This window comes from Pseudoflavonifractor sp. MSJ-37, from assembly GCF_018917965.1.
GTDB lineage: Bacteria > Bacillota > Clostridia > Oscillospirales > Oscillospiraceae > Pseudoflavonifractor_A.
The window spans coordinates 708030-729088 of the sequence record NZ_JAHLPP010000001.1 but is presented as its reverse complement, the minus strand read 5'-3'; the positions used below and the strand labels follow the sequence as shown (position 1 = coordinate 729088).

At 64.7% G+C, this 21059-nt stretch carries 23 protein-coding genes; 14 read left to right on the top strand and 9 right to left on the bottom strand.

The genetic code is table 11. The features are described 5' to 3' along the window. Nucleotides 1–17 precede the first annotated feature (17 nt). From KQI12_RS03395 to hprK, 6 genes are all read right to left on the bottom strand, one after another. Nucleotides 18–1157, bottom strand: a complete 1140-nt coding sequence (locus KQI12_RS03395) for a 1-deoxy-D-xylulose-5-phosphate reductoisomerase (protein WP_216570598.1) — start codon at nt 1155–1157, stop codon at nt 18–20. 17 nt (nt 1158–1174) lie between these two features. Then, nucleotides 1175–1999: a phosphatidate cytidylyltransferase gene (locus KQI12_RS03390; RefSeq protein WP_216570596.1), complete on the bottom strand. Its 825-nt coding sequence runs from the start codon at nt 1997–1999 to the stop codon at nt 1175–1177. Nucleotide 2000: 1 nt separating this feature from the next. After that, complete coding sequence (locus tag KQI12_RS03385; protein WP_216570595.1) at nt 2001–2765, bottom strand: isoprenyl transferase; 765 nt, start codon at nt 2763–2765, stop codon at nt 2001–2003. 46 nt (nt 2766–2811) lie between these two features. Further along, nucleotides 2812–3366 (bottom strand): ribosome recycling factor, encoded by a 555-nt coding sequence (gene frr, locus KQI12_RS03380; RefSeq protein ID WP_216570594.1) that lies wholly within the window; start codon nt 3364–3366, stop codon nt 2812–2814. 1 nt (nt 3367) lies between these two features. Then, nucleotides 3368–4090 carry a UMP kinase gene (gene pyrH / locus KQI12_RS03375; protein WP_216570593.1) on the bottom strand — a complete coding sequence of 241 codons (723 nt, stop codon included), beginning with the start codon at nt 4088–4090 and terminating at the stop codon, nt 3368–3370. Between the two features lie 348 nt (nt 4091–4438). Continuing rightward, the gene (hprK, locus tag KQI12_RS03370) at nt 4439–5383 is read right to left on the bottom strand and encodes an HPr(Ser) kinase/phosphatase (RefSeq protein ID WP_216570592.1); all 945 of its coding nucleotides are present in this window, start codon (nt 5381–5383) and stop codon (nt 4439–4441) included. A gap of 244 nt (nt 5384–5627) precedes the next feature. On the opposite strand from hprK, the gene rpmB reads away from it, so the two are divergent. The 3 genes from rpmB (at nt 5628) to KQI12_RS03355 (ending at nt 7202) form a co-directional block, all read left to right on the top strand. Next, entirely contained in the window at nt 5628–5816 is a 189-nt protein-coding gene (rpmB, locus tag KQI12_RS03365; protein WP_216570591.1) for a 50S ribosomal protein L28, read from the top strand. 203 nt (nt 5817–6019) lie between these two features. After that, nucleotides 6020–6847: an RNA methyltransferase gene (locus KQI12_RS03360; protein WP_216570589.1), complete on the top strand. Its 828-nt coding sequence runs from the start codon at nt 6020–6022 to the stop codon at nt 6845–6847. A gap of 13 nt (nt 6848–6860) precedes the next feature. After that, on the top strand, nt 6861–7202 hold the full coding sequence (locus KQI12_RS03355; protein ID WP_216570587.1) for a cytochrome C biogenesis protein: 342 nt from the start codon (nt 6861–6863) through the stop codon (nt 7200–7202). A 52-nt stretch (nt 7203–7254) separates the two neighbouring features. Here KQI12_RS03355 and KQI12_RS03350 read toward each other — a convergent pair whose 3' ends face one another. After that, the gene (locus KQI12_RS03350; protein WP_216570585.1) at nt 7255–8373 is read right to left on the bottom strand and encodes an SLC13 family permease; all 1119 of its coding nucleotides are present in this window, start codon (nt 8371–8373) and stop codon (nt 7255–7257) included. Nucleotides 8374–8569: 196 nt separating this feature from the next. Here KQI12_RS03350 and KQI12_RS03345 point away from each other — a divergent pair, with 196 nt between their 5' ends. From KQI12_RS03345 to KQI12_RS03330, 4 genes are read left to right on the top strand one after another with little or no spacing between them, the layout of a single operon-like run. Then, complete coding sequence (locus KQI12_RS03345; RefSeq protein WP_216570583.1) at nt 8570–9607, top strand: ABC transporter ATP-binding protein; 1038 nt, start codon at nt 8570–8572, stop codon at nt 9605–9607. Then, nucleotides 9607–10311: an ABC transporter permease gene (locus tag KQI12_RS03340; RefSeq protein ID WP_216570581.1), complete on the top strand. Its 705-nt coding sequence runs from the start codon at nt 9607–9609 to the stop codon at nt 10309–10311. Before KQI12_RS03345 ends, KQI12_RS03340 begins: the two co-directional genes overlap by 1 nt. Before the next feature lie 14 nt (nt 10312–10325). Beyond that, complete coding sequence (locus KQI12_RS03335) at nt 10326–11717, top strand: GldG family protein (RefSeq protein WP_216570579.1); 1392 nt, start codon at nt 10326–10328, stop codon at nt 11715–11717. Nucleotide 11718: 1 nt separating this feature from the next. After that, nucleotides 11719–12720, top strand: a complete 1002-nt coding sequence (locus KQI12_RS03330) for a DUF4340 domain-containing protein (RefSeq protein ID WP_216570577.1) — start codon at nt 11719–11721, stop codon at nt 12718–12720. A gap of 83 nt (nt 12721–12803) precedes the next feature. Here KQI12_RS03330 and KQI12_RS03325 read toward each other — a convergent pair whose 3' ends face one another. Both KQI12_RS03325 and KQI12_RS03320 read right to left on the bottom strand, forming a co-directional pair. Then, entirely contained in the window at nt 12804–13142 is a 339-nt protein-coding gene (locus tag KQI12_RS03325; protein WP_216570575.1) for a cupin domain-containing protein, read from the bottom strand. 38 nt (nt 13143–13180) lie between these two features. Continuing rightward, nucleotides 13181–13510: a cupin domain-containing protein gene (locus KQI12_RS03320; protein ID WP_216570573.1), complete on the bottom strand. Its 330-nt coding sequence runs from the start codon at nt 13508–13510 to the stop codon at nt 13181–13183. A gap of 185 nt (nt 13511–13695) precedes the next feature. On the opposite strand from KQI12_RS03320, the gene KQI12_RS03315 reads away from it, so the two are divergent. The 7 genes from KQI12_RS03315 (at nt 13696) to KQI12_RS03285 (ending at nt 21034) form a co-directional block, all read left to right on the top strand. Continuing rightward, nucleotides 13696–14610 (top strand): NTP transferase domain-containing protein, encoded by a 915-nt coding sequence (locus KQI12_RS03315; protein ID WP_216570571.1) that lies wholly within the window; start codon nt 13696–13698, stop codon nt 14608–14610. Between the two features lie 167 nt (nt 14611–14777). Then, nucleotides 14778–16001, top strand: a complete 1224-nt coding sequence (locus tag KQI12_RS03310; RefSeq protein WP_371817943.1) for a molybdopterin molybdotransferase MoeA — start codon at nt 14778–14780, stop codon at nt 15999–16001. 4 nt (nt 16002–16005) lie between these two features. Continuing rightward, nucleotides 16006–17046: an iron ABC transporter permease gene (locus KQI12_RS03305; protein WP_216570569.1), complete on the top strand. Its 1041-nt coding sequence runs from the start codon at nt 16006–16008 to the stop codon at nt 17044–17046. Further along, nucleotides 17046–17837 (top strand): ABC transporter ATP-binding protein, encoded by a 792-nt coding sequence (locus tag KQI12_RS03300; protein ID WP_216570567.1) that lies wholly within the window; start codon nt 17046–17048, stop codon nt 17835–17837. Before KQI12_RS03305 ends, KQI12_RS03300 begins: the two co-directional genes overlap by 1 nt. A 38-nt stretch (nt 17838–17875) precedes the next feature. Then, nucleotides 17876–19186: an ABC transporter substrate-binding protein gene (locus KQI12_RS03295; RefSeq protein ID WP_253290784.1), complete on the top strand. Its 1311-nt coding sequence runs from the start codon at nt 17876–17878 to the stop codon at nt 19184–19186. Continuing rightward, a complete protein-coding gene (locus tag KQI12_RS03290; protein ID WP_216570563.1) occupies nt 19090–19845 on the top strand; it encodes an AAA family ATPase in 756 nt (251 codons plus the stop codon). The genes KQI12_RS03295 and KQI12_RS03290 overlap by 97 nt, the downstream gene beginning before the upstream one ends. Continuing rightward, the gene (locus tag KQI12_RS03285; RefSeq protein ID WP_216570561.1) at nt 19838–21034 is read left to right on the top strand and encodes a nitrogenase component 1; all 1197 of its coding nucleotides are present in this window, start codon (nt 19838–19840) and stop codon (nt 21032–21034) included. Before KQI12_RS03290 ends, KQI12_RS03285 begins: the two co-directional genes overlap by 8 nt. The last annotated feature ends 25 nt before the right edge of the window (nt 21035–21059 follow it).

Below are 21059 nucleotides of genomic sequence, written 5' to 3'. Positions count from 1 at the left end.
GCGCCGCCCCAGTGCGATCAGATCTTGACACAGGCCCGGGCCGCCTCGTCCGCGGCAAAGACCGCCTCCAGCGAATCCGCCGGTCCGACGGGGACCGCCCGCAGGGCATCCTCCACCAGACGGGGGATGTCCAGGAAGCCGATCTTCCCCGCCAGGAAGAGAGCCACAGCGGCCTCGTTGGCGCCGTTCAGGATGGCCGTCGCCGTGCCGCCCCGCCGGGCCGCCGCCTTGGCCAGCGCCAGACAGGGGAACGCCTCCTCATCCGGCTTGGCGAAGGTCAGAGCGCCGCAGGCCGTCAGGTCCAGCGGCTGGGCCACCGCCGGGCCGCGGTCGGGCCATGTCAGGGCATACTCGATGGGCACCCGCATATCGGGGACGCCCAGCTGGGCCAGGATGGCGTTGTCAGTATATTCCACCAGAGAGTGGATGATGCTCTGCCGGTGGACCACGATGTCGATCTGCTCCGGCGGGAGCCGGTAGAGGCGCATGGCCTCGATGAACTCCAGTCCCTTGTTCATCAGACTGGCGGAGTCCACCGTGATCTTGGCTCCCATGGACCAGTTGGGGTGTTTCAGGGCGTCGGCCACCGTCACGCCCTCCAGTTCCGCCCGGCTTTTGCCCCAGAAGGGACCTCCGGAGGCAGTGAGGATCAGCTTTTTGACCTGCTTCCGGTCCCGGCACCCCTGGAGGCACTGGAAGATCGCGGAGTGCTCAGAATCCACAGGCACGATCTGGGCCCCCCAGCGGTCGGCCTCGTCCATGACCAGCTCACCGGCGCAGACCAGTGTCTCCTTGTTGGCCAGGCCGATCCGCTTCCCCGCCTGGATGGCGGCCACAGTGGGCCGGAGCCCCACGATGCCCACCACGGCGGTGATCACCGTGTCGGCCTTGGGGAGGGTGGCGGCCTCGATGAGTCCCTCCATCCCGGCGGCCACCCGGATGGACGTATCGGCCAGCCGGACCCGCAGGTCCTCTGCCGCCCCGGGATCCATCATCACGGCCAGCTCCGGCTGGAACTCCCGGCACTGGGCCTCCATCCGGTCTGTGCTCTTGTCAGCTGTCAAGGCTGCGGCCTTTACCCCACAGGAGCGGGCCACATCCAGCGCCTGCCGGCCGATGGAGCCGGTGGAGCCCAAGATCGAGATCCGTTTTTGCATGGTTCCCTCCTCTCCTCTCAGAAAGAAATGGCAGGCAGACAGCGGACCAGCACCTCGATGAGCGGCGCACAGAAGATCACGCTGTCGAACCGGTCCAGCACACCGCCGTGGCCGGGGAAGATCTTGCCATAGTCCTTGATGCCGTACTCCCGCTTGATATAGGAGAACGCCAGGTCGCCCAGTTGGGAGACCAGACTGCCCAGCGCCCCATACAGGGCCATCCTAGGATAGCTCACGCCCAGACCGAAGCCGAGCTGGAGCACCGCTCCATAGACCAGCAGGGACACGACCGCGCCCACGAAGCCGCCCACCGCGCCCTCCACCGTCTTTTTCGGAGAGAGCTCCGGAGCCAGCTTATGCCGGCCGAAGAGCATCCCGGCGAAGAGGGCGAAGGCATCGCTCAGGAAGGCCGCCACGAAGGGCAGCATGATCAGGAAGCGCCACTCCTCCATGGCGCGGATGCGCACGAAGGAGGACAGGAAGAACGGGATGAATACCGAAAAAAAGAAGGCGCCCCCCATCTGCTCGGTGGTGAGGGTCTTCCGGCTATGGATCGCCGCGATGAAAAGGAGGACTACATAGACCCAGAGCCCGGTCATGGCCCACGCCTCGCTCCCGCCCAGGAACACCCAGAAGGGGATCAGTGCGGCCAGGACCAGAGACGCGGCCGTCACCAGCCGCTCCCGGACCAGTCCGGTGGCCCAGAGGACCTCATGGATCGCGATGACCGACAGGACCGCGATCGCCGCCGGCAGGACCGCCGGATGGAGCGGCGCGATCCCGAAGATCACCAGGAGGATGACGGGGATGAACACCACCGCCACCAGGATGCGCTTCCCCATCTCAGACACCTCCAAACCGCCGGGAGCGGGACTGATAGGCGATCAGCGCCTTGTCCAGCTCCGCCGGAGCGAAATCAGGCCATAGCACGTCGGTGAAGTAGAACTCCGCGTAGGCCGACTGCCAAGGCAGGAAATTGGAGAGCCTCAGCTCCCCGCTGGGCCGGATCACCAAGTCGGGATCCGGGATGCCGCCGGTATAGAGGTACTCGGAGAACCCCTCCGCTGTCAGGGCGGCGGGGTCCGCCTTCCCGGCGGCACAGTCGGCGGCGAAGGCCCGCACGGCCCGGACGATCTCGTCCCGGCCGCCGTAGTTCAGGCAGATGTTCACCTGACAGCCCTCATAGTGGGTGGAGATCTCCTCCGTCCGGCGGCAGAGCTCCCTCAGTTCGTCATCGAGGGGGCTCAGGTCGCCCAGGAACTTCATCTTGACCCGGTCCTTCTCCATCTTGCCGATGGCCTCCAGGAGATACTTCTTCAGCAGGCCCATGATGGCGGAGACCTCCTCCACCGGACGCTTCCAGTTCTCCGTAGAGAAGGCATAGACCGTCAGATAGTCCAGACCGATGTCCTTTGCATAGGTGGCGATGGTACGGAAGGTCTCCGCCCCGGCGGCGTGGCCCGCCGTCCGTGGGAGGCCCCGCTTCTTCGCCCAGCGGCCGTTCCCGTCCATGATGATGGCCACATGCCGGGGCAGGCGGCTCCGGTCCAGCTCCGCCTCGGAGCCCGCCCCGCTCTGTTTCGATTGAAAGATGGGTATGATCGGCATAAGTCATTTCCTACCAATTATACAGGATCAGGGTGGACGCCGTGGATCACACGGCCATGAGCTCGGTCTCCTTCTTGGCGGCCAGCTCGTCGATCTGCTTGCAGCGCTTCTCGGTGAGATCCTGCATCTCCTTCTCGTACTCCTTCAGATCGTCCTCGGTGATCTCGCTCTTTTTCTTCATGGCCTTGTACACGTCCACAGCGTCCCGGCGGATGTTGCGGATGGCGACCTTGCCGGCCTCGGCGTACTTCTTCACCTGCTTGGAGAGCTCCTTGCGGCGCTCCTCCGTGAGCTGGGGGAAGGACAGGCGGATCACACGGCCGTCGTTCTGAGGGTTGATGCCCAGGTCGGAGGTCTGGATGGCCTTCTCGATGGCCTTCAGGATCGTGCCGTCCCAGGGCTGGATGGTCAGAGTGCGGGGGTCGGGGGACGAGATGGAAGCCACCTGGTTGATGGGGGTGGGGGTGCCATAGTAATCTACGGCGATCTTGTCCAGCACAGCGGCGTTGGCACGGCCGGCGCGGACGCTGGCGAAGTCGCTGGCGACTACGTCGAGGGTCTTCTGCATCTTCTCATCATAGGGCTTGTGGATCTCGTTCATCTCACTGTTCCTCCTTCACGATAGTACCGATCTTCTCGCCTTCCAGCACCCGGATGATGTTCTGGGGGTCCTTCAGCGCGAAGAGGATCACGGGGATCTTGTTGTCCATGGACAGGCTGGTGGCGGTGGAGTCCATGACCTGCAGGTGCTGAGCCAGCACGTCGTCATAGGTGATGGAGTCGTACTTCACCGCGGTGGGATCCTTGTTGGGGTCGGCGCTGTACACGCCGTCGATGTTCTTGGCCAGCAGGATCACGTCGGCGTCGATCTCCGCGGCACGGAGCACCGCCGCCGTGTCGGTGGAGAAGAACGGATTGCCGGTACCGCAGCCGAAGATGACCACCCGTCCCTTCTCCAGATGCCGGATGGCCTTGGAACGGATATAGGGCTCAGCGATGGACCGCATCTCGATGGCGGTCTGCACCCGGACCTCCACGCCCATCTGCTCCAGCACGTCTGCCAGAGCGAGACAGTTCAGCGTCGTGGCCAGCATGCCCATATGGTCGGCGCGGGTACGCTCCATGCGTCCGCCGCCGTCCTTCACGCCGCGCCAGAAGTTGCCTCCGCCGATGACGATGCCCACCTGGACGCCCATGGCCCGGGCCTCCTTCACGGCGGCGCAGACCCGGCCGATCACGCCGAAGTCCAGCCCCCGGCCGGCATCCCCGGCCAGAGCCTCTCCGCTGATCTTCAACAGGATACGGCGATATCGCGGTTCTTTCATATATCGTTCCCTCCATACTATCTGTTCTGTCTTCTATGTCGTTCTGGGCGTCCGCCGCGTAGAGACACGCGGACCCGCTCCGCCCAGTCCCAGTCTTTTGCTATTTTAACGTATTTTCCTCTGTTTGCATAGGCCCAGAGGCAAAGTTTTTTCTTCGGCCCGTCCTCTGCGGCTGATGGTCTGCCCGCCGCCGCTGTCAGTGGAGACCCACGCCGCCTTCGTCCGCTATCTGGCGGAGACCGTCATGGCCGGATGTCCGGATCCGGCGCTCTGAAGCGCCGCCGGACATGGAACAGGGAGAGGCCGGGGCTTCGGGCCCGTACTCTCCCCTGTTCCATCTGAGATGGCTTAGATATTGCCCATCGCCTGATCGAAATGGCTCTCGATCTGCTTGGTGAACTCCAGAGCGGAGTTGAAGCCCATCTTTTTGTTTCGGTTGTTCATGGCCGCCACCTCGATGATGACCGCCAGGTTCCGGCCGGGCTTCACCGGGATGGTGATGTTGGGGACCTTCACGTCCAGGATATCCACATAGAGCTCGTCCAGGCCCAGCCGGTCATAGACTGCGTCCTCCCGCCAGGGCTCCAGATTGACCACCATGTCGATCTCGGACTCCTCCTTGATGGCCACCATACCGAAGATGCGCCGCACATCCACCACGCCGATGCCGCGCAGCTCGATGTAGTGGCGGATCAGTTCGGGGGCTGTGCCCATGAGGGTGCGGTTGTTCATCCGGCGGATCTCCACCGCGTCGTCGGCGATCAGGCGGTGTCCGCGCTTGACCAGCTCGATGGCTGTCTCGCTCTTGCCTACGCCGGAGTCGCCCAGGATGAGGACGCCCTCGCCGTAGATCTCCACCAGCACGCCGTGACGGGTGATGCGGGGGGCCAGATGGTTGTGGAGCGAGGTGACGATGGCGCTGATGATCCCCGAGGTGGATTCCTTGGTGCGCAGGACCGTGCGGTCGTACTGCTCCGCCATCTCCATGCACTCGGGGAAGGGTTCCATCCCGCGGGCGATGATGAAGGCCGGGATATCGTGGCGGAACAGGGCCTCGAAGCGGGCGCGGCGCTCCTCGCTGGAGATGCCGTCCAGATAGGTGCTCTCCACCAGACCGACCACCTGGATGCGGCTCGGGTCGAAATAGTCGAAAAAGCCGGTGAGCTGGAGGCCGGGCCGGTTGATGTCCTCGATATTGATCTCCCTGTCCCGGTGCCCCTCTGCCCCACGGAGGACTTCCAGGTCGAATTCATCGATGAGGGTACCGAGTTTGACGCTCTGCGGCGTAGACATGACTGCTTCCTCCCTACATATGGGTCTGTGTGGATAGTATACCACGTCTCCGGCCGGTCTGGCAACTCTTTCCGGCGGTATCCACCCCCGTCTCTCCCAACTTTTTGTAGGAAGCGCTCCCCCATCCTCCGGCGAAAACTGTGTGATTTTTTTGTAAAAACCCCTTGCAATCCTTCGTTCTTTCTGCTATCATATCATTCGATGCTTTTATAGCGTGATATCAACAAGCGAGGAGGTCAAGCGAATGGCTAAATGTGAATTCTGCGACAAGGGCGTCGTGTTCGGTATCCAGGTCTCTCACTCTCACCGCCGCTCCAATCGTCCCTGGAAGCCCAATGTGAAGCGCGTCAAGGCGGTGGTCGATGGTACGCCCAAGCACGTCTATGTGTGCACCAGATGCCTCCGTTCGGGTAAGGTCACCCGCGCTGTGTGATCCATATCCCTCACAGGACGAGAGAAACGATGGCTCCGTGTCGTTCGGCACGGGGCCATTTTCTTGTCTCTTGCGTCCTGAGCGCGGATGGGATATCATATATCATAAAATGACATTTTTCATCGGCGCGCCGCGCAGACGGCCGCGCCGATGCCCGTGCCGTCCCTGCGGCCCGGGACTGACGACAGAGAGGAAGGGCTCCTATGCCGAACATCATCGAACTGACCGATCTTTCCGCTCCGGAACTGGACGTGTTCGCCCGACTCACCGAGGCCCAGCTCCGCGATCGGCTGGAGCCAGAGAAGGGCGTGTTCATCGCTGAGAGCCCAAAAGTCATCGACCGGGCTCTGGATGCCGGCTATGAGCCGGTCTCCCTCCTGATGGAGCGCCGCCACATCGAGGGGCAGGCCAGCGGGATCATCGCCCGCTGTGGGGACATCCCCGTCTATACCGCTGGCCGGACGGTGCTGGAGGCCCTCACCGGCTACCAGCTCACCCGGGGCATCCTGTGCGCCATGCGCCGCCCCAAGCTCCCCGCCGTGGAGGAGCTGTGCGCCGGGGCCCGGCGGGTGGCCGTGCTGGAGGGCATCGTGGACACCACCAATGTCGGCGCGATCTTCCGCTCCGCCGCCGCGCTTGGCGTAGACGCGGTCCTGCTGACCCCCACCTGCTGTGACCCCCTGTGCCGCCGGGCGGCCCGGGTGAGCATGGGCACCGTGTTCCAGGTCCCCTGGGGCCGCATCGGAGATACGCCCGGCGATTGGCCCCACCCCGGTCTGGAGCGTTTGCGCGCGCTGGGCTTCCGCACCGCCGCCATGGCCCTCAGTGATGACTCCGTATCCATCGATGACCCCAAGCTCATGGTCGAAGAGAAGCTGGCTGTCGTGCTGGGCACCGAGGGCGACGGTCTCTCCGACCGGACCACTGCCGCCTGCGACTACACGGTACGGATCCCCATGGCCCACGGGGTGGACTCCCTGAACGTGGCCGCCGCCAGCGCTGTGGCTTTCTGGCAGCTCCGGGCCCGGTAAGGAGGGGCGCCACGTGGACTTCGCCTTCTGCAAGCTGGAGATCTTCCTGCCCGAGTCCCATCTGGAGCCTCTGCGGGAGGCCCTGCGCTCCGTAGACGCGGGGCACATCGGGCATTACGACTCCTGCCTCTCTTACAGCCGGGTCATCAGCTCCTGGCGTCCTCTGGAGGGCACCGATCCCTACCTGGGCCGCCCCGGCGAACTCAGCGTGGAGCCGGAGCTGAAAGTGGAGGTCACCTGCCGCACCGAGCGGGTGGATGAGACCATCGCCGCCATCAAGCGGGTCCATCCCTATGAAGAGCCGGTGATCGACGTGATCCCGCTCTGGCGGACGGGACTCGACTGCTCCCGATGAACGAACGTGCGCCATCCCGATAAACGGGATGGCGCGCGTTTTTATGGTCGATTCATCCAGCCAGCCTCCATAGCCAGGCCACAGCGGAGAGCAGGACCAGCCCGGCGGCATTGGCCAGCAGGAAGGTCCGCAGATACTTCCCCGGCTCCGCGCCGGCTTTCAGGCAGAGCCGCATGGAGATCAGGCTGGCCAGTGAGGCCACCGGCGTACCCAGGCCGCCGATGTCCGCTCCCAGCAGGAGCCCCCGCCAGTCCTCTGTGAAACCGGACAGGAGCAAAGCGGCGGGCACATTGCTGATCACCTGACTGGCCAGCCCGGTGATCAGCGCGGTATTTCGGGACAGTACCGCCGTGAGCAAGCCCCGGACCGGCGGACTGCCGCCGATGTTCCCCGCGAACACGAAGAAGCACACGAAGGTCATCAGCAGTCCGTAGTCCACCTGCGGCAGCAGATCTCGTCCGAAGAGGAGCAGGCTCCCCAGCACCACAGCCAAAAGCACCGGGGCCGGGATGACCCGGAACACGCAAAGCAGACACAGCAGGAAGAGCACGGTCAGCAGGACCATCCGGCGGGGCTTCCGCAGGACCGCCCGCTCGGGGAAATCCACCTGTACGCTCTCCCGCTCCCCGGTCAGGCAGACCAGCGTCAGGGCGATGCCGCTGACCGCCGCCGCCGGGCCTACCACAGAGAAGAAGTCCCCCAGGCTCAGATGGAACCGGCCGTAGAGGAGCAGGTTCTGCGGATTGCCCACCGGGGTGGCCATGCTGCCCAGGTTCGCGGCCAATGTCTGGAGGACCACCACCGGGATCAGCCGCCCCCTCCGGTCCAGCCGCTCCAGCACCACTACCGCGAAGGGCACGAAGGCGATCAGCGCCACGTCGTTGGTGATCAGCATGGACGCGAAGAAGGGCAGCAGGACCAATGTCAGCTCCAAGACCCGGACCGGATGCCGGCCGGAGAGCATCCGCTGGGCCAGCACCTCGAAGAGCCCGCAGTCCTGGAACCCCGCCACCACCGCCATCAGGCTGAACAGCAGGATCAGCACCCGGCCGTCCAGATAGCCCAGATAGGCCGCCGACGGCGGCGTCAATGCCATGGACCCGACCGCGCATACCGCCGACGCAAAGAGCACCGGCTCCTCCCGGACCCACCTCAGGATCTTCTCTCTCATGCCATCCGTCCTCTCTCCTTCTTTCTTGTCAGAAACAGTCTACTCCTCTGAGCGGGGCCCGTCAAGCGCCGATAGGGGATCCTCCGCTCTCCGATATTTTACAGAAAGTTCATAAAAGTTTCAGACCATTTTCAGACTGGCGCACTACTATGGACACCAGCGCGACTGTGCAAACGACAGAAGGAGGAGACCAACTGTGATCGAAGTACGCGATCTGGTCAAGCGGTATGGGGGCCATACCGCTGTGGACCATCTGAGCTTCACTGTCCCGGATGGCCAGATCTTCGGATTCCTGGGGCCGAACGGCGCCGGGAAGTCCACCACCATGAACCTGATGACTGGATATCTCGGCCCCACGGAGGGCGATGTATCCGTAGACGGCCATTCCATCCAAAAGGAGCCGGGGCGGGTGAAGCAGTCCATCGGCTATCTGCCCGAGATCCCGCCCCTGTATCCCGACATGGGCGTGGAGGAATATCTGGCCTTCGCGGCGGAGCTGAAGAAAGTCCCCAAAAGAGAGCGCCGGGATCAGACCGATCAGGTCATGGAGATGACCGGTCTGTTCCCCGTGCGGGAGCGGCTGATCCGCAACCTGTCCAAGGGCTACAAACAGCGGGTGGGGCTGGCCCAAGCCCTGCTCGGGTCCCCCAAGGTGCTGATCCTGGATGAGCCCACGGTGGGCCTGGATCCTAAGCAGATCATCGAGATCCGTTCCCTGATCCGTTCCCTGGCCAAGGACCACACGGTGATCCTCAGCTCCCATATCCTGTCCGAGATCCAGGAGATGTGCGACCACCTCCTCATCATCCACCACGGCAGGAAGGTGGCCGCCGGCTCCCCGGCGGAGCTGGAGCGGGAACTGGCCGGTGACTCGTCCCTGGAGGTCACTGTGAAGGGCGATGCCGCCAAGGCCCTCTCTCTGCTGGGCGCTCTGCCCGGAGTCATGTCCGTGGAAGCGCGGCCCTGTCCCGAGGAAGGCGCGGCAGCCTTCCGGCTGAAGCAGTCCCCGGACTGCGACGCCCGGGAGTCCCTGTTCCAAGCCTGCGCCGGGGCGGGGCTGCCCATCCTGGAGCTGCGCCGGGACCGGATGACGCTGGAGGACATCTTCCTAAGGCTCACCTCCGACGATGCCCTCTCCCCCGCCCCGGCCGATGACGGGCCGGACACGGAGAACCCTGGAGGCTCGCCGAAGGCCGCGCCCTCCGATGGACCGCGAGAGGAGGATGAGGACTGATGCGCGCGATCTATAAGCGGGAGCTCCGCTCCTATTTCACTTCCATGACGGGCTATGTGTTCGTGGCCGCTCTGGTGTTCTTCACCGGCATCTACTTCATGGCCTACAATATCTATAACGGCTATCCCCGGTTCTCCTATGCTCTGATGAGCCTGATGACCATCCTTATGTTCACCATCCCCATCCTGACCATGCGCTCCATGGCGGAGGACCGCCGGGCCCGCACCGACCAGCTCCTCCTCACCGCCCCGGTCTCTCTGAGCTCCGTGGTGATGGGCAAGTATCTGGCCATGGTGACGGTGTTCCTGGTGCCGGTGGCTCTGGCGGCGTTCTGTCCCCTGATCATCGCCGCCAATGGGCAGGCCTATCTCAAGTCGGACTACGCCGCCCTGCTGGCCTTCTTCCTGATGGGGTGCGTGTTCCTGGCCATCGGCATGTTCCTCTCTGCCCTGACAGAGAGCCAGATCATCGCCGCCGTCGGCACCTTCGCCGTCCTCCTGATCCTCTTCCTGTGGGACAGCCTCACTGGCTTCCTGCCTGACAAGCTGGGCGACGCGCTCTCCGTCTTTTCCTTCACCGGCGTGTTCCAGAACTTCGCCCAGTATGACGTCTTCGATGTGAGCGGCCTGATCCTCTACCTGTCCATGGCCTTCCTGTTCGTGTTCCTGACTGTGCAGGCGCTCCAGAAGCGCCGCTGGAATTGAAAGGAGGGCTCGATATGAAACGGAAGAACGAGACCAAGCGTGACACTGGGGCCCTCCGCCGGGGCGGCTATCTGGCGGGCGTCACCGCCGCCGCCGTGGCGATCGTGATCCTGGTGGACCTGATCGTGGGCCAGCTCCCCTCCCATCTGCGGGAGTTCGACCTGACCGACAACAGCCTCTATCAGGTCAGCGATACCTCGAAAGAGTTCCTGGCCGGTCTGGATAAGGACGTAGAGATCGTGGTCCTGGCCGAGGATGGCGCCACAGATGAGCGGATCCTCAAGTTTTTGGACCACTACGCCGCCCTCTCCGACCGGCTCTCCGTGAAGGAGGTAGACCCGGTGGCCCATCCTAACGAGGCCTCCGCCTACGACGCCTCCACGGACGCTCTGGTGGTGATCTGCGATGACACTGGCAAGCAGGAGACGATCCCTTACAGCGAGATCATCACCTACACTTATGATATGTTCTCCTCCTCAGAGGACAGCTTCGACGCGGACGGCCAACTCACCTCCGCCATCTCTGCCGTCACCGGAGATGTGAGCAAGAAGATCTATACGGTCTCCGGCCACGGGGAGTCCTCCCTCTCCGCCGCTATCCGGGACGCCATCGACAAGTCCAACTTCGATGTAGAGGACCTGACCCTCCTGCTCAGCGGCGCGGTGCCGGAGGACTGCGACCTGCTCCTCGTGAACGGCCCCACCTCGGACCTGTCCGCCGACGAGAGCGCCATGCTGTCCGACTACCTGTCCGGCGGCGGCCAGATGGTGTTCCTCTGTGCCGACAGCGAGGCGGATCTGCCCAACTGGACCGCGCTCCTGTCCGACTGGGGCCTGGAGCTCCAGGACGGCTATATCGCCGATACGGAGCGGTACTATCCCCAGTTTGGCTCCCCCTTCGCCATCGCCGGCGAGATCATGAGCGGCTCTGACGTGACCAGCGGCCTCAGCTCCGACAGCCTGACCCTCCTGACCAACAGCCGCGGCTTCCTGGTGTCCGAAGACACGGACGCCGACGTGAGCGCCTTCCTCTCCACCTCTGCCAGCGGCTATGCCGTCACCACCGACGGCCAGCAGATCCAGGGGACCTATGTGCTGGGCGCGGTCTCTCAAAAGACCGGTGAGGATGGCGTCACCGGCCGTCTGACCGTGCTGGGCTCCGCCTCTCTCATCGACGGAGACGTGCTCGCCTCTTACCCCAGTCTGGTGAACCAGAGTCTTTTCGTGAAGGTCCTCACCGCCGGGTTCGACGACATCACCGACCTGTCTATCCCGGCCAAGAGCCTGAGCGTCACTTATAATACGATCTCCAGCCCCGGACTGTGGAGCACGCTCTATCTCCTGATCCTCCCGGTGGGGATCCTGATCCTGGGCTTCGTGGTCTGGACGAAACGGAGGAAGCGCTGATATGGACAAGCAAGCCAAGACCCTGGCCGTCCTGGGGGCCGTCCTGGTCCTGTGCGGCGGCGTCTATGGAGCCCTCCGGATCTGGAACAGCCGTCAGGAAGCAACGGACGAGACCGTCCATGTGACCGAGGTGTCCGACATCTCCGGCCTCTCCTTCACCGCCAACGACGGCGAGGTCCTCTCCTTCACCAAGGACGGCGACGGGTGGAGCTGGGACGGCGACGCCGCCTTCCCGGCAGACGCGGACAAGCTGGACGCTCTGGCCGATGACATCGGCGAGTTGGACGCGGTCCGGGCCATCCCCGACCCGGAGGCCCTGTCCGCCTATGGGCTGGACGCCCCCACCCGCACCGTCTCCGTCACCGGTGCGGACGGCGAGACCGTCACCGTGCTGCTCGGCTCTTCGGTGGGCGAGGGCTGCTATGCCGCCGTGGAGGGCGATGAGGGGACGGTCTACACCATCTCCTCCGCTCTGCCGGACGCGCTGGACGTGGGGCTCATGGATCTGGCCCAGCCGGAGGACATCCCCGACCTGGCGGAGGATGATATCTCCTCGATCCGCTGGGAGAAGGACGGCACCGTCCTGACCCTCACCAAGACCGATGAGGCCGTCACCACCGAGGACGAGGACGGCAATGCCTCCGAGTCCGTGGAGCACCACTGGTCCGTGGACGGCGAGCCAGTCCCCGACAGCAACAGCGCTTTGAGTTCCTTCCTGTCCGAGCTGAGCTATCTGCGCTTCTCCTCCTGCTATCACTATCAGGCGGACGAGGCCGCCATGGCCTCCTGCGGGCTGGATGCCCCGGCCCTGCGGCTGACAGTGGACTATGGCGACGGCCAGAGTCTGACGCTGGATGTGGGCCTTGCGGACGGAGACGGCACCTACCGCTTCGCCCGTCTGGAGGGCTCTGATGCCATCCAGCGGCTCCCCGCCACCACAGCAGAGGTGCTGGAGGACTTGAGCCGGGAGGCCCTTCTGGCCGCGCCGGACAGCGCCTCCTGAACGGATCCGCCAAGAAAAAAGGTCCCGGGCCACGCACCGATCGTGCGGGTCCGGGGCCATTTTCGTTCCATGCGCCGATGGAATCAGACCTTCTTGACTACTGTGAGGAGCATCTTGAAGCGCTGCTCTGCCTTCACGGCGTGGGGGACGCCGGCGGGCATGACGATCGCGCTCCCGGCGGGGACCGTGTGGACGGTGCCGTCGATCGTGATCTGGGCTTCGCCCTCCAGGATGTGGGCCATGGCATCGCCGGGGGCGGCATGGGTGCTGACGCCCTCCCCCGCATCGAAGGCGAAGAGGGTCATGCCCACGCCCGGCTGCTGGGACATGGTGAGGCTCACCACCTTGCCCGGCTCATAGGAGACCAGCTCCTTCAGAGGCAGAGGGACGGCGTGCTCGACATTGCGGATCAGTTTTTCCATGATATGTCTCCTCCTGTATCTCGTTCTTTCGTTCGGGGTCACTGCACGGTGATCTGCAGGAGCTTGAAGGGCTCGCTCCCGCCCACGGCGTGGAGCGTATGGGCCGGGACGGCCATGCACTCCCCCGCCCGGAGCCGGTACTCAGTCCCGCCCAGGCGCACCGGCATCTCGCCCTCCAGCACATAATAGAAGGTATCGCCGAAATACTGCTCCTCGCTGACGCTCTCGCCGTCGGCGAAGGCCAGCAGGGTCATCTGACAGTGCTCGTTCCGGGACAGGGCCATGCTGACCACCCGTCCGGGCTGGATCTGGATCATCCCCACCAGAGCCTCTGGTCCGCCGGTGGGCAGGTTCCGGAGCTGTTCCATCCTGCATCCTCCCTTTTTGAGATCGTACTTCCGCTATTTTACCCCATCTCTCCCGCGAAAACAAGGCAGGGCCGGAGCGTCTCTCCCTCTCGACCTTTTTCGCACTGGATAGATTGACGATCTGGATCGGCCTATGTTATAATGAAACGAATCATCCGTGAAAATCATTCGTGTGAGGTGCTGTTATGACTGCCGGAGCCGTCATCCTGACCACTACATCCTTCTCCCGAACAGGCTCCTTCGACTCTATGGAGGTCCTGGGCTCCTGTTCGGTGCTCCAGCGTCTGGTTCGCACCTTCCAGCTCAGCGGCGTGCGCCATGTGGTGCTCCCCGTCCCCGCCCGGGGCCGGGAGGCCATGGAAAAGCATATGTCCCACTGGGGCGTCCTCTGCGTGGAGGTCTCTCCCCAGGCCAGCCCGGAGGAGCAGCTCCGCCGGGGGCTGGAGCTCCTCGCGCCGCTGTGCGGCCGGGTCCTTCTGACCGCCGCCGATATCCCCTTCCTGTCCCAGACCTCTGTGAAGGCCCTGCTGGAGTCCGAGGCGCCTGTGTGCCGTCCCGTCATCGATGGTCGGCCGGGCGGCATCCTCTCTGTGGATCCGGCCGCGGCCCTCTCCGTCCTGCTGGAGAAGATGGGCACATTGGAGGACCTGTTGGGACAGGTGACGCCCCTGCCTCTGGAGGACGAGGGTGCCCTGCCTCAGGCCCGCGCCATGGGCCTCTTCCCCCAGCTTTTGGCCCGGAGCCAGGCGCACGGCATCCACGCCACCGTCAAGCTGCGCCTCTGCGGCGACCGGCCCTTTTTCGGCCCCGGCTCCGCACAGCTCCTCAGCCTCATCGAGATCACCGGCTCCGTCCGGGAGGCCTGCCAGCAGATGGGCCTCTCCTACAGCAAGGGCCGGCACATGATCCTCATCATGGAGGATGAGCTTGGCAAGCCCGTCGTCCTGCGCCAGCAGGGCGGGCGGAACGGCGGCGCCGCCTTCCTCACCGACTACGGCAAGGACCTGATCGACCGGTTCCGAGCCCTGGAGGAACGTTGTCAGGCCATGGTCCGGCAGGCCTATGACGAGATCTTCTCCGACCATCCCAGTGCCGACTGAGATACGCCCCATCATCGAAGGAGCGGAACGTTCCGCTCCTTTCCTTCTACTCATCGTATGCTTTTTTATTGCGATTCGTTTTTTAAAGTCTTATATAGAGCATATCGATCGGCGCATTCATACCAGAGCGTCAGAACGATCAGAACAAAGAGAAAGGATGCATCATCGTGAAATTCGAACCGGAACGCAGCGTCACCCGCTCAGAGGCACTGGACCTCATGCGAGCTCATTGGAAGCCGGCCCCGGAGCTCGAACGGATCCCTCTGACCCAGAGCCTGGGCCGGGTCACCGCGGAGGACCTGACCTCCGTGAACACCCTGCCCGTGGTCCGCTCCTCCCGCTTCGATGGCATCGCGGTCCGCAAAGCCGACTTCGCTGACGGCCTGCCCGATCCCTCCCGCTGGGTGAAGGGCCGTGATTTCGTCCAGGCCGACACCGGCGATGATTTCCCCGACGCCTTCGATACGGTCATCGCGGTGGAGGACGTGATCCTGGAGGGGGACGGCGTCCGCTTCCGGGAGGGCTTCCGCTTCGACCCGGACGAGGTGACCGTGGCCCCCGCGGGAGACCTGGTCCGCTCCGGCGCCCTCCTGGTCCCCGCCCATACCCGGCTGACGCCGGAGCTGGTGGCCTCTCTGGCCATGGGCGGCATCACGGAGGTCCCCGTCTTCCGGCCTCTGAAGATCGCGTTCCTGCCCACCGGCAGCGAGCTGATCCCCGCCGGTCAGAAGCCTCAGCGGGGCCAGAACATCGAGGTCAACAGCCTCCTCTCCGGCTATCTGGGCCGGTACGGCGCGGAGGTCCAGGTGTTCTCCATCACCAAGGATGACCCCGCCGCTCTGGAGCGCACGCTGGACCAGGCCCTCACCGCCGCCGACCTGATCCTCATCAACGACGGTACCTCCCGGGGCGAGGAGGACTTCAACGCCGCCATGCTGGAGCGCCGCGCTTCCTTCTTTCGCCACGGCATCCGGGCGGTCCCCGGCCGTCCCGCCGGGCTCTCTATGATCGACGGGAAGCCCGTGCTCAACGTCCCCGGCCCCGTGGGCGCCTGCTATCTGGCGGCCTACTGGTGTCTGTCCGCCCTGACGGCCCACTATTACGGCCTCCCTGCCCCGCTGGCCCCCACTGTCACTGCCCGGCTCACCGAGCCCATGAAGTCCCCCAAGAGCTTCGAGCGGATCTCCCGGGTGGCTCTGGCCTGGGATGGGACGGAGTTCACTGCCACGCCGCTGGACTGGAAGCTGGACGGCGTCCCCGCCCTCCTCTACCAGACCGACGCCTTCGTCACCGTCCCCATCGGCGTGGAGGGCTATGCCGCCGGCGATCTGGTGAAGGCGGAGCTCCTCAAGGCCCCCGAGCTGATCTCCGGGATCCCCCCGCTGGTGTGATCGAATGGAACGACGACTTTCTTCTGAGCGGGATCCCTCCCATGGGTTCTGGCTCAAGACGCTCCTCTTTGCCCTGTTGTGGGTGGCGGCTTTCTTCGGTTCCTTCCTGATCGGGCGCTACCCGGTGGAGCCGGGCACGGTATTCGACATCATCCGGGCCAGCCTCCTGCATCGGACACTTCCAGTGGAGGACACTCTGATCACAGTGGTCATGGAGGTCCGCCTCCCCAGGATCCTGGCCGCTTTGCTGGTGGGCGGAGCTCTGTCCATCTCCGGCGCGTCTTACCAGACCCTATTCAAGAACCCCATGGTCTCTCCGGATATCCTGGGCGTCTCCGCCGGAGCGGGCTTCGGCGCGGCCCTCACCATGCTGTGGAGGATGAGCTGGTGGCAGACTCAGCTCTCCGCCTTCTGCTTCGGTGTCTTGGCGGTGGCGGCAGCTTACCTCATCAGCCGGATGTTCGGCGGCGACAACTTGACCATCCTGGTCCTGGCGGGCGTGGTGGTGTCCAGCCTGTTCCAGGCCCTCCTCTCTATCATCAAGACGCTGGCTGACCCGGATGACGCCCTCCCCTCCATCACCTTCTGGCTCATGGGCAGTCTAGGCAAGGCGGACGGGCAGGACGTGTTGGTCCTCCTGCCCGCGGCCGTGGTCTCCCTGCTCCTGCTGTTCTTCTTCCGCCACTCCATCGACGCGCTGGCCGCCGGCGAGGACGAGGCCGCCTCCATGGGGGTCGATGTGCCCCTGGTCAAGCTGGTGGTCATCGTGTCCTCCACCCTGTTGACGGTCTCCTCGGTCAGCGTGTGCGGCATCATCGGCTGGATCGGCATGGTAGTGCCTCATATCGCCCGTCTGCTGACAGGGGCTTCCTATCACCGTCTGGCCTCCACGTCCTTCCTGGTGGGCGGACTGTTCCTGCTCTTCATCGACGACCTGATCCGGGGCTCCTTCGGCGTAGACCTGCCCCTGGGCGTCGTCACCGCGCTGGTGGGCACGCCGGTGTTCGTGCTCCTGCTGTCCCAGACGAGGAAGGTGTGGTCCTGATGCTTTCCATCGAACATCTGCGCTATTGGTACCAGCCCGGACGACCGGTACTGGAAGACGTGTCCTTCGCGCTGGAGGGCGGCGACATCCTCTGTCTGCTGGGGCCCAACGGCACTGGAAAGACCACCCTCCTCCGCTGTCTCCTCGGTTTGAGCCAGGCCAAGGGCGGCGAGGTCGTGCTGGACGGACAGAGCCTGTCCCATCTCTCCCATCGGGGCAGAGCCAAACGGCTGGCCTATGTCCCTCAGTCCACCGCCATGGCCTTCCCTTATGAGGTCCGTGAGGTGGTCCTCATGGGGCGGGTCCCCCACCTGCCGCCGGGTGCGTCCTACCGACAGGCGGACCACGACACGGTGGCCGAAGCTCTGGACCGTCTCCAGATCGGTCATCTGGCCCGCCGAAAGTTCCAGGAGCTCTCCGGCGGCGAGCGTCAGATGGTGTTGGTGGCCCGGGCCCTGGCCCAGCAGGCCAACTATCTGGTCATGGACGAGCCCACCGCCAATCTGGACTATGGCAATCAGGTGAAGATCCTCCGGGTGGTGGACGAGCTGGCCCAGTCCGGCTACGGCATCCTCATGACGTCCCACTATCCCGACCACGCCTTCCTGGTCTGCACCAAGGCCGTCCTCATGCGGGACGGCCGGGTCATGGCCTGGGGCGCTCCCGGCGACGTAGTCACCACGGAGGCCCTCACCGCCCTCTACCAGACGCCTGTGTGCGTCAGTACCGCTTCGGTGGATGGGATGCCTCCCGTCCCTGTCTGCGTGCCCCTGCTCCGTCAGTCACGATAGATCCCCAACGACGACCATTTTAGGAGGAAATGAAACACATGGACCGTAAACTGATCGCTTCCCTGCTCTCCGTGAGCATCCTGAGCAGCACTCTGGCCGGCTGCTCCGGCACTGGCTCCGCCCAGTCCGCCGCCCCCGCTCCCACCGAGAGTGCCGCGGTCTCCGGCACCCGGACCATCACCGACATGGCCGGTCGCGAGGTGGAGATCCCCGCCGAGATCGATTCCATCGCCACCTTCGGCGCGGTGGGCGTGCTCAACGCGTTCGTCGAGCTCATGGGCTGCGGCGACAAGATCTGCAACGAGATGGCCCCCAGCTTCACCAAGAACGACAAATGGGCCATGCAGTACAAGTTCGCCCCCCAGATCGCCGACGGTCCCGTGCTGGAGAACGCCGACCGTGAGGTGCTGATCGAAGAGGTCCTCAAGCTCAAGCCCGACCTGTGCCTCACCATGACCAAGTCCACCGCCGAGGAGCTGGCCGACAAGGGCCTGACCTGTGTCTACCTGTCCTGGTCCGAGGTGGGGGACGTCAAGACCGCCGTAGAGCTCATGGGCGATATCCTTGGCAAACAGGACGTGGCCGGGGACTACATCACCTACTTTGACGATACCGTGGCCCGTGCTGCGGAGCTGACCTCCGGCCTCACCGACGAGACCCGCAAGACGGTCCTCTACGGCGATGTGGCGGGCCGTTCTCAGCCCCATATGATCGCCGAGTGGTGGATCGAGGCCGCCGGCGGCATCAGCGTCACCAAAGACGCCCACACGGAGGAGTCACTGACCTACACCACCGAGGACCTGCTCCAGTGGGATCCCGACGTGATGCTGGTCACCTCCAAGCAGGCCGACGAGCTCAAGGCCGACAGCCAGCTCTCCGGCATCACCGCTATCCGGGACGACGCCATCTACTATGTGCCCACCGTGGCTCATGTCTGGGGCAACCGCACCGTGGAGCAGCCCCTGACCATCCTGTGGACCCTGAACAAGCTCTATCCTGACCTGTACTCCACTGAGGAGCTGACCCAGGACGTCCGGGACTTCTACTCCCACTACTTCCTCTATGATATGACCGACGAGGAGATCGCCAAGATCATCGGTCGATCCCCGCTCCTGTATCTTCGAAAACGACAGGACCGCCCCGCCCGGGATCTGCCGGGCAGGGACGGTCCTCGTCTGCCATCTGTCCCTATCGTTCTGAACGGCCCGTTTTGCGACAAAACGGCCTATATCTTCCACCGGAGGTCATCGCTATGTTACGGATCGCCATCTACGGCAAAGGCGGCATCGGAAAATCCACCACCACCGCGAACCTGTCTCTGGCCCTGCGGGAGCGAGGGCTGGGGGTGATGCAGATCGGCTGCGACCCCAAGTCCGATTCCACCCGGCTCCTGACCGGCGGGGCCCCCATCCCGACGGTACTGGACCTGCTCCGCTCCGGCGGGACCCCCGCTCTGGAGGATCTGGTCCACCCCGGCGTGGGCGGCGTCCTCTGCGTAGAAGCCGGCGGGCCCACGCCTGGCATCGGCTGTGCCGGACGGGGCATCATCACCGCCTTCGAGACTCTGAGCCAACTGGATGCCTACGGCGTCTACCGGCCGGACGTAGTGCTCTACGACGTGCTGGGGGACGTAGTCTGCGGCGGCTTCGCCATGCCTCTGCGGGGCGAGTACTCCGATGTAGTCTTCGTGGTGACCTCTGGTGAGATGATGTCCATGTACGCCGCGTCCAACATCGCCGGGGCGGTGGCCCGCTTCCAAGATCGGGGCTATGCCCGCTTCGGCGGGCTCATCCTCAACCGCCGGAACGTGGCGCGGGAGCGGGAACAGGTGGAGCGTCTGGCCGGAGAGCTGGGCACCTCTATCCTCGCCGATCTCCCCCGCTCCCCGGCGGTGCAGGAGGCGGAGTCCATGGACCGGACCGTCATGGATGCCCTGCCCGCCTCCCCCATGGCGGACGCCTACCGCGCTCTGGCGGCGCGTATGCTGGAGGTGTGCGGTCATGAGTGAGGGTCTGTCCTATTTCATCCCGCACCACGGCCGGCCTAAGATCAGCCTGCGGATCCCGGAGAGCCACAGCCTCCATGTATGTCCCGCCGCCTGCGGCCGGAGGAGCGGTATCCGGGCCATCCGCAACGGCACCAAGGAGCACGTCTCCTTCCTTTATATCACCGAGGCCGATGTGAGCTCCGGCGGATATGAGGACATGGTAGGCGACGCGGTGGCCGATCTGCTGGAGCTCCTCTCCCCCCGCCCCCGGGCCTTCCAGATCTATGTGAACTGTATCGACGACTTTCTGGGCACCGACGAGGACGCTCTGGTGGCAGGTCTGGAGGCCCGTTTTCCGGACACAGCCTTCGCCGTGTTCCACATCGATCCGGTGGCCATGGACGGCCCGATCCCTCCCGGGATGCGCCAGCAGGAACGGCTGTACTCCTTCCTGCGCCCCCGGGAGAAGGATGGCGGCGTCAACCTGCTGGGGACCTTCGTCCAGCCGGACCCGGCCTCGGAGCTCTATCCCTTCCTGCGGGCCTGCGGCGTCACCGAGGTGCGCTCCATCACCGACCGGACCACCTATGAGGACTACCAGCAGATGGCCGCCAGCCGTCTGGACCTGGTGCTCATGCAGATGGGGCGCTTCGCCGCCCAGAAGCTGGAAGAGCGGTTGGGGATCCCCTGGCGCTTCCTCCCCGCCACCTATGACCTGGACCAGATCCGTGCCAACTACCAGACCATTGCCGACGCGCTGGGGGCGCCCTGTCCCCCGCTGACGGCGGAGCGTCAGGCGGCAGAGCAGGCCATCGCCGGAGCGCTCGGCTGTGCCCGAGACCTGCCAGTGGTCGTGGACTCCTCCGCCGCTATGCAGCCCTTCGCCCTGGCCGCCGCCCTCCACCGGTACGGCTTCCAGCTCCGAGCCGTCTACGCCGCCCACTGGAAGGAGACCGACCGGGCCGACCGGGACTGGCTGACCGCCCAGCTCCCGGACCTCCCGGTCCTGTGCAGTGAGCGCTACGAGGACATCACCGCCTGCGGCATCCCCCGGAACTGTCTGGCCATCGGCTACGACAGCGCCTATCTGCTCCGGGCCCGCCATTTCGTGGACATCCAACGGGACGAGGGGCTCTTCGGCTACCACGGCGTGGTCCGGCTCATGGAGCGGATCGCTGAGGCGGCGCTCCATACGACTTCCTGGAGGTGAACCATGGGACAGCTCTCGATCTATC

Excerpts from the sequence above, each read along its gene's own strand:
- KQI12_RS03395 (WP_216570598.1), bottom strand. The coding sequence starts at position 1,157 with ATGCAAAAACGGATCTCGATCTTGGGCTCCACCGGCTCCATCGGCCGG.
- KQI12_RS03390 (WP_216570596.1), bottom strand. The coding sequence starts at position 1,999 with ATGGGGAAGCGCATCCTGGTGGCGGTGGTGTTCATCCCCGTCATCCTC.
- KQI12_RS03385 (WP_216570595.1), bottom strand. The coding sequence starts at position 2,765 with ATGCCGATCATACCCATCTTTCAATCGAAACAGAGCGGGGCGGGCTCC.
- frr (WP_216570594.1), bottom strand. The coding sequence starts at position 3,366 with ATGAACGAGATCCACAAGCCCTATGATGAGAAGATGCAGAAGACCCTC.
- pyrH (WP_216570593.1), bottom strand. The coding sequence starts at position 4,090 with ATGAAAGAACCGCGATATCGCCGTATCCTGTTGAAGATCAGCGGAGAG.
- hprK (WP_216570592.1), bottom strand. The coding sequence starts at position 5,383 with ATGTCTACGCCGCAGAGCGTCAAACTCGGTACCCTCATCGATGAATTC.
- rpmB (WP_216570591.1), top strand. The coding sequence starts at position 5,628 with ATGGCTAAATGTGAATTCTGCGACAAGGGCGTCGTGTTCGGTATCCAG.
- KQI12_RS03360 (WP_216570589.1), top strand. The coding sequence starts at position 6,020 with ATGCCGAACATCATCGAACTGACCGATCTTTCCGCTCCGGAACTGGAC.
- KQI12_RS03350 (WP_216570585.1), bottom strand. The coding sequence starts at position 8,373 with ATGAGAGAGAAGATCCTGAGGTGGGTCCGGGAGGAGCCGGTGCTCTTT.
- KQI12_RS03340 (WP_216570581.1), top strand. The coding sequence starts at position 9,607 with ATGCGCGCGATCTATAAGCGGGAGCTCCGCTCCTATTTCACTTCCATG.
- KQI12_RS03335 (WP_216570579.1), top strand. The coding sequence starts at position 10,326 with ATGAAACGGAAGAACGAGACCAAGCGTGACACTGGGGCCCTCCGCCGG.
- KQI12_RS03330 (WP_216570577.1), top strand. The coding sequence starts at position 11,719 with ATGGACAAGCAAGCCAAGACCCTGGCCGTCCTGGGGGCCGTCCTGGTC.
- KQI12_RS03325 (WP_216570575.1), bottom strand. The coding sequence starts at position 13,142 with ATGGAAAAACTGATCCGCAATGTCGAGCACGCCGTCCCTCTGCCTCTG.
- KQI12_RS03320 (WP_216570573.1), bottom strand. The coding sequence starts at position 13,510 with ATGGAACAGCTCCGGAACCTGCCCACCGGCGGACCAGAGGCTCTGGTG.
- KQI12_RS03315 (WP_216570571.1), top strand. The coding sequence starts at position 13,696 with ATGACTGCCGGAGCCGTCATCCTGACCACTACATCCTTCTCCCGAACA.
- KQI12_RS03305 (WP_216570569.1), top strand. The coding sequence starts at position 16,006 with ATGGAACGACGACTTTCTTCTGAGCGGGATCCCTCCCATGGGTTCTGG.
- KQI12_RS03300 (WP_216570567.1), top strand. The coding sequence starts at position 17,046 with ATGCTTTCCATCGAACATCTGCGCTATTGGTACCAGCCCGGACGACCG.
- KQI12_RS03295 (WP_253290784.1), top strand. The coding sequence starts at position 17,876 with ATGGACCGTAAACTGATCGCTTCCCTGCTCTCCGTGAGCATCCTGAGC.
- KQI12_RS03290 (WP_216570563.1), top strand. The coding sequence starts at position 19,090 with ATGTTACGGATCGCCATCTACGGCAAAGGCGGCATCGGAAAATCCACC.
- KQI12_RS03285 (WP_216570561.1), top strand. The coding sequence starts at position 19,838 with ATGAGTGAGGGTCTGTCCTATTTCATCCCGCACCACGGCCGGCCTAAG.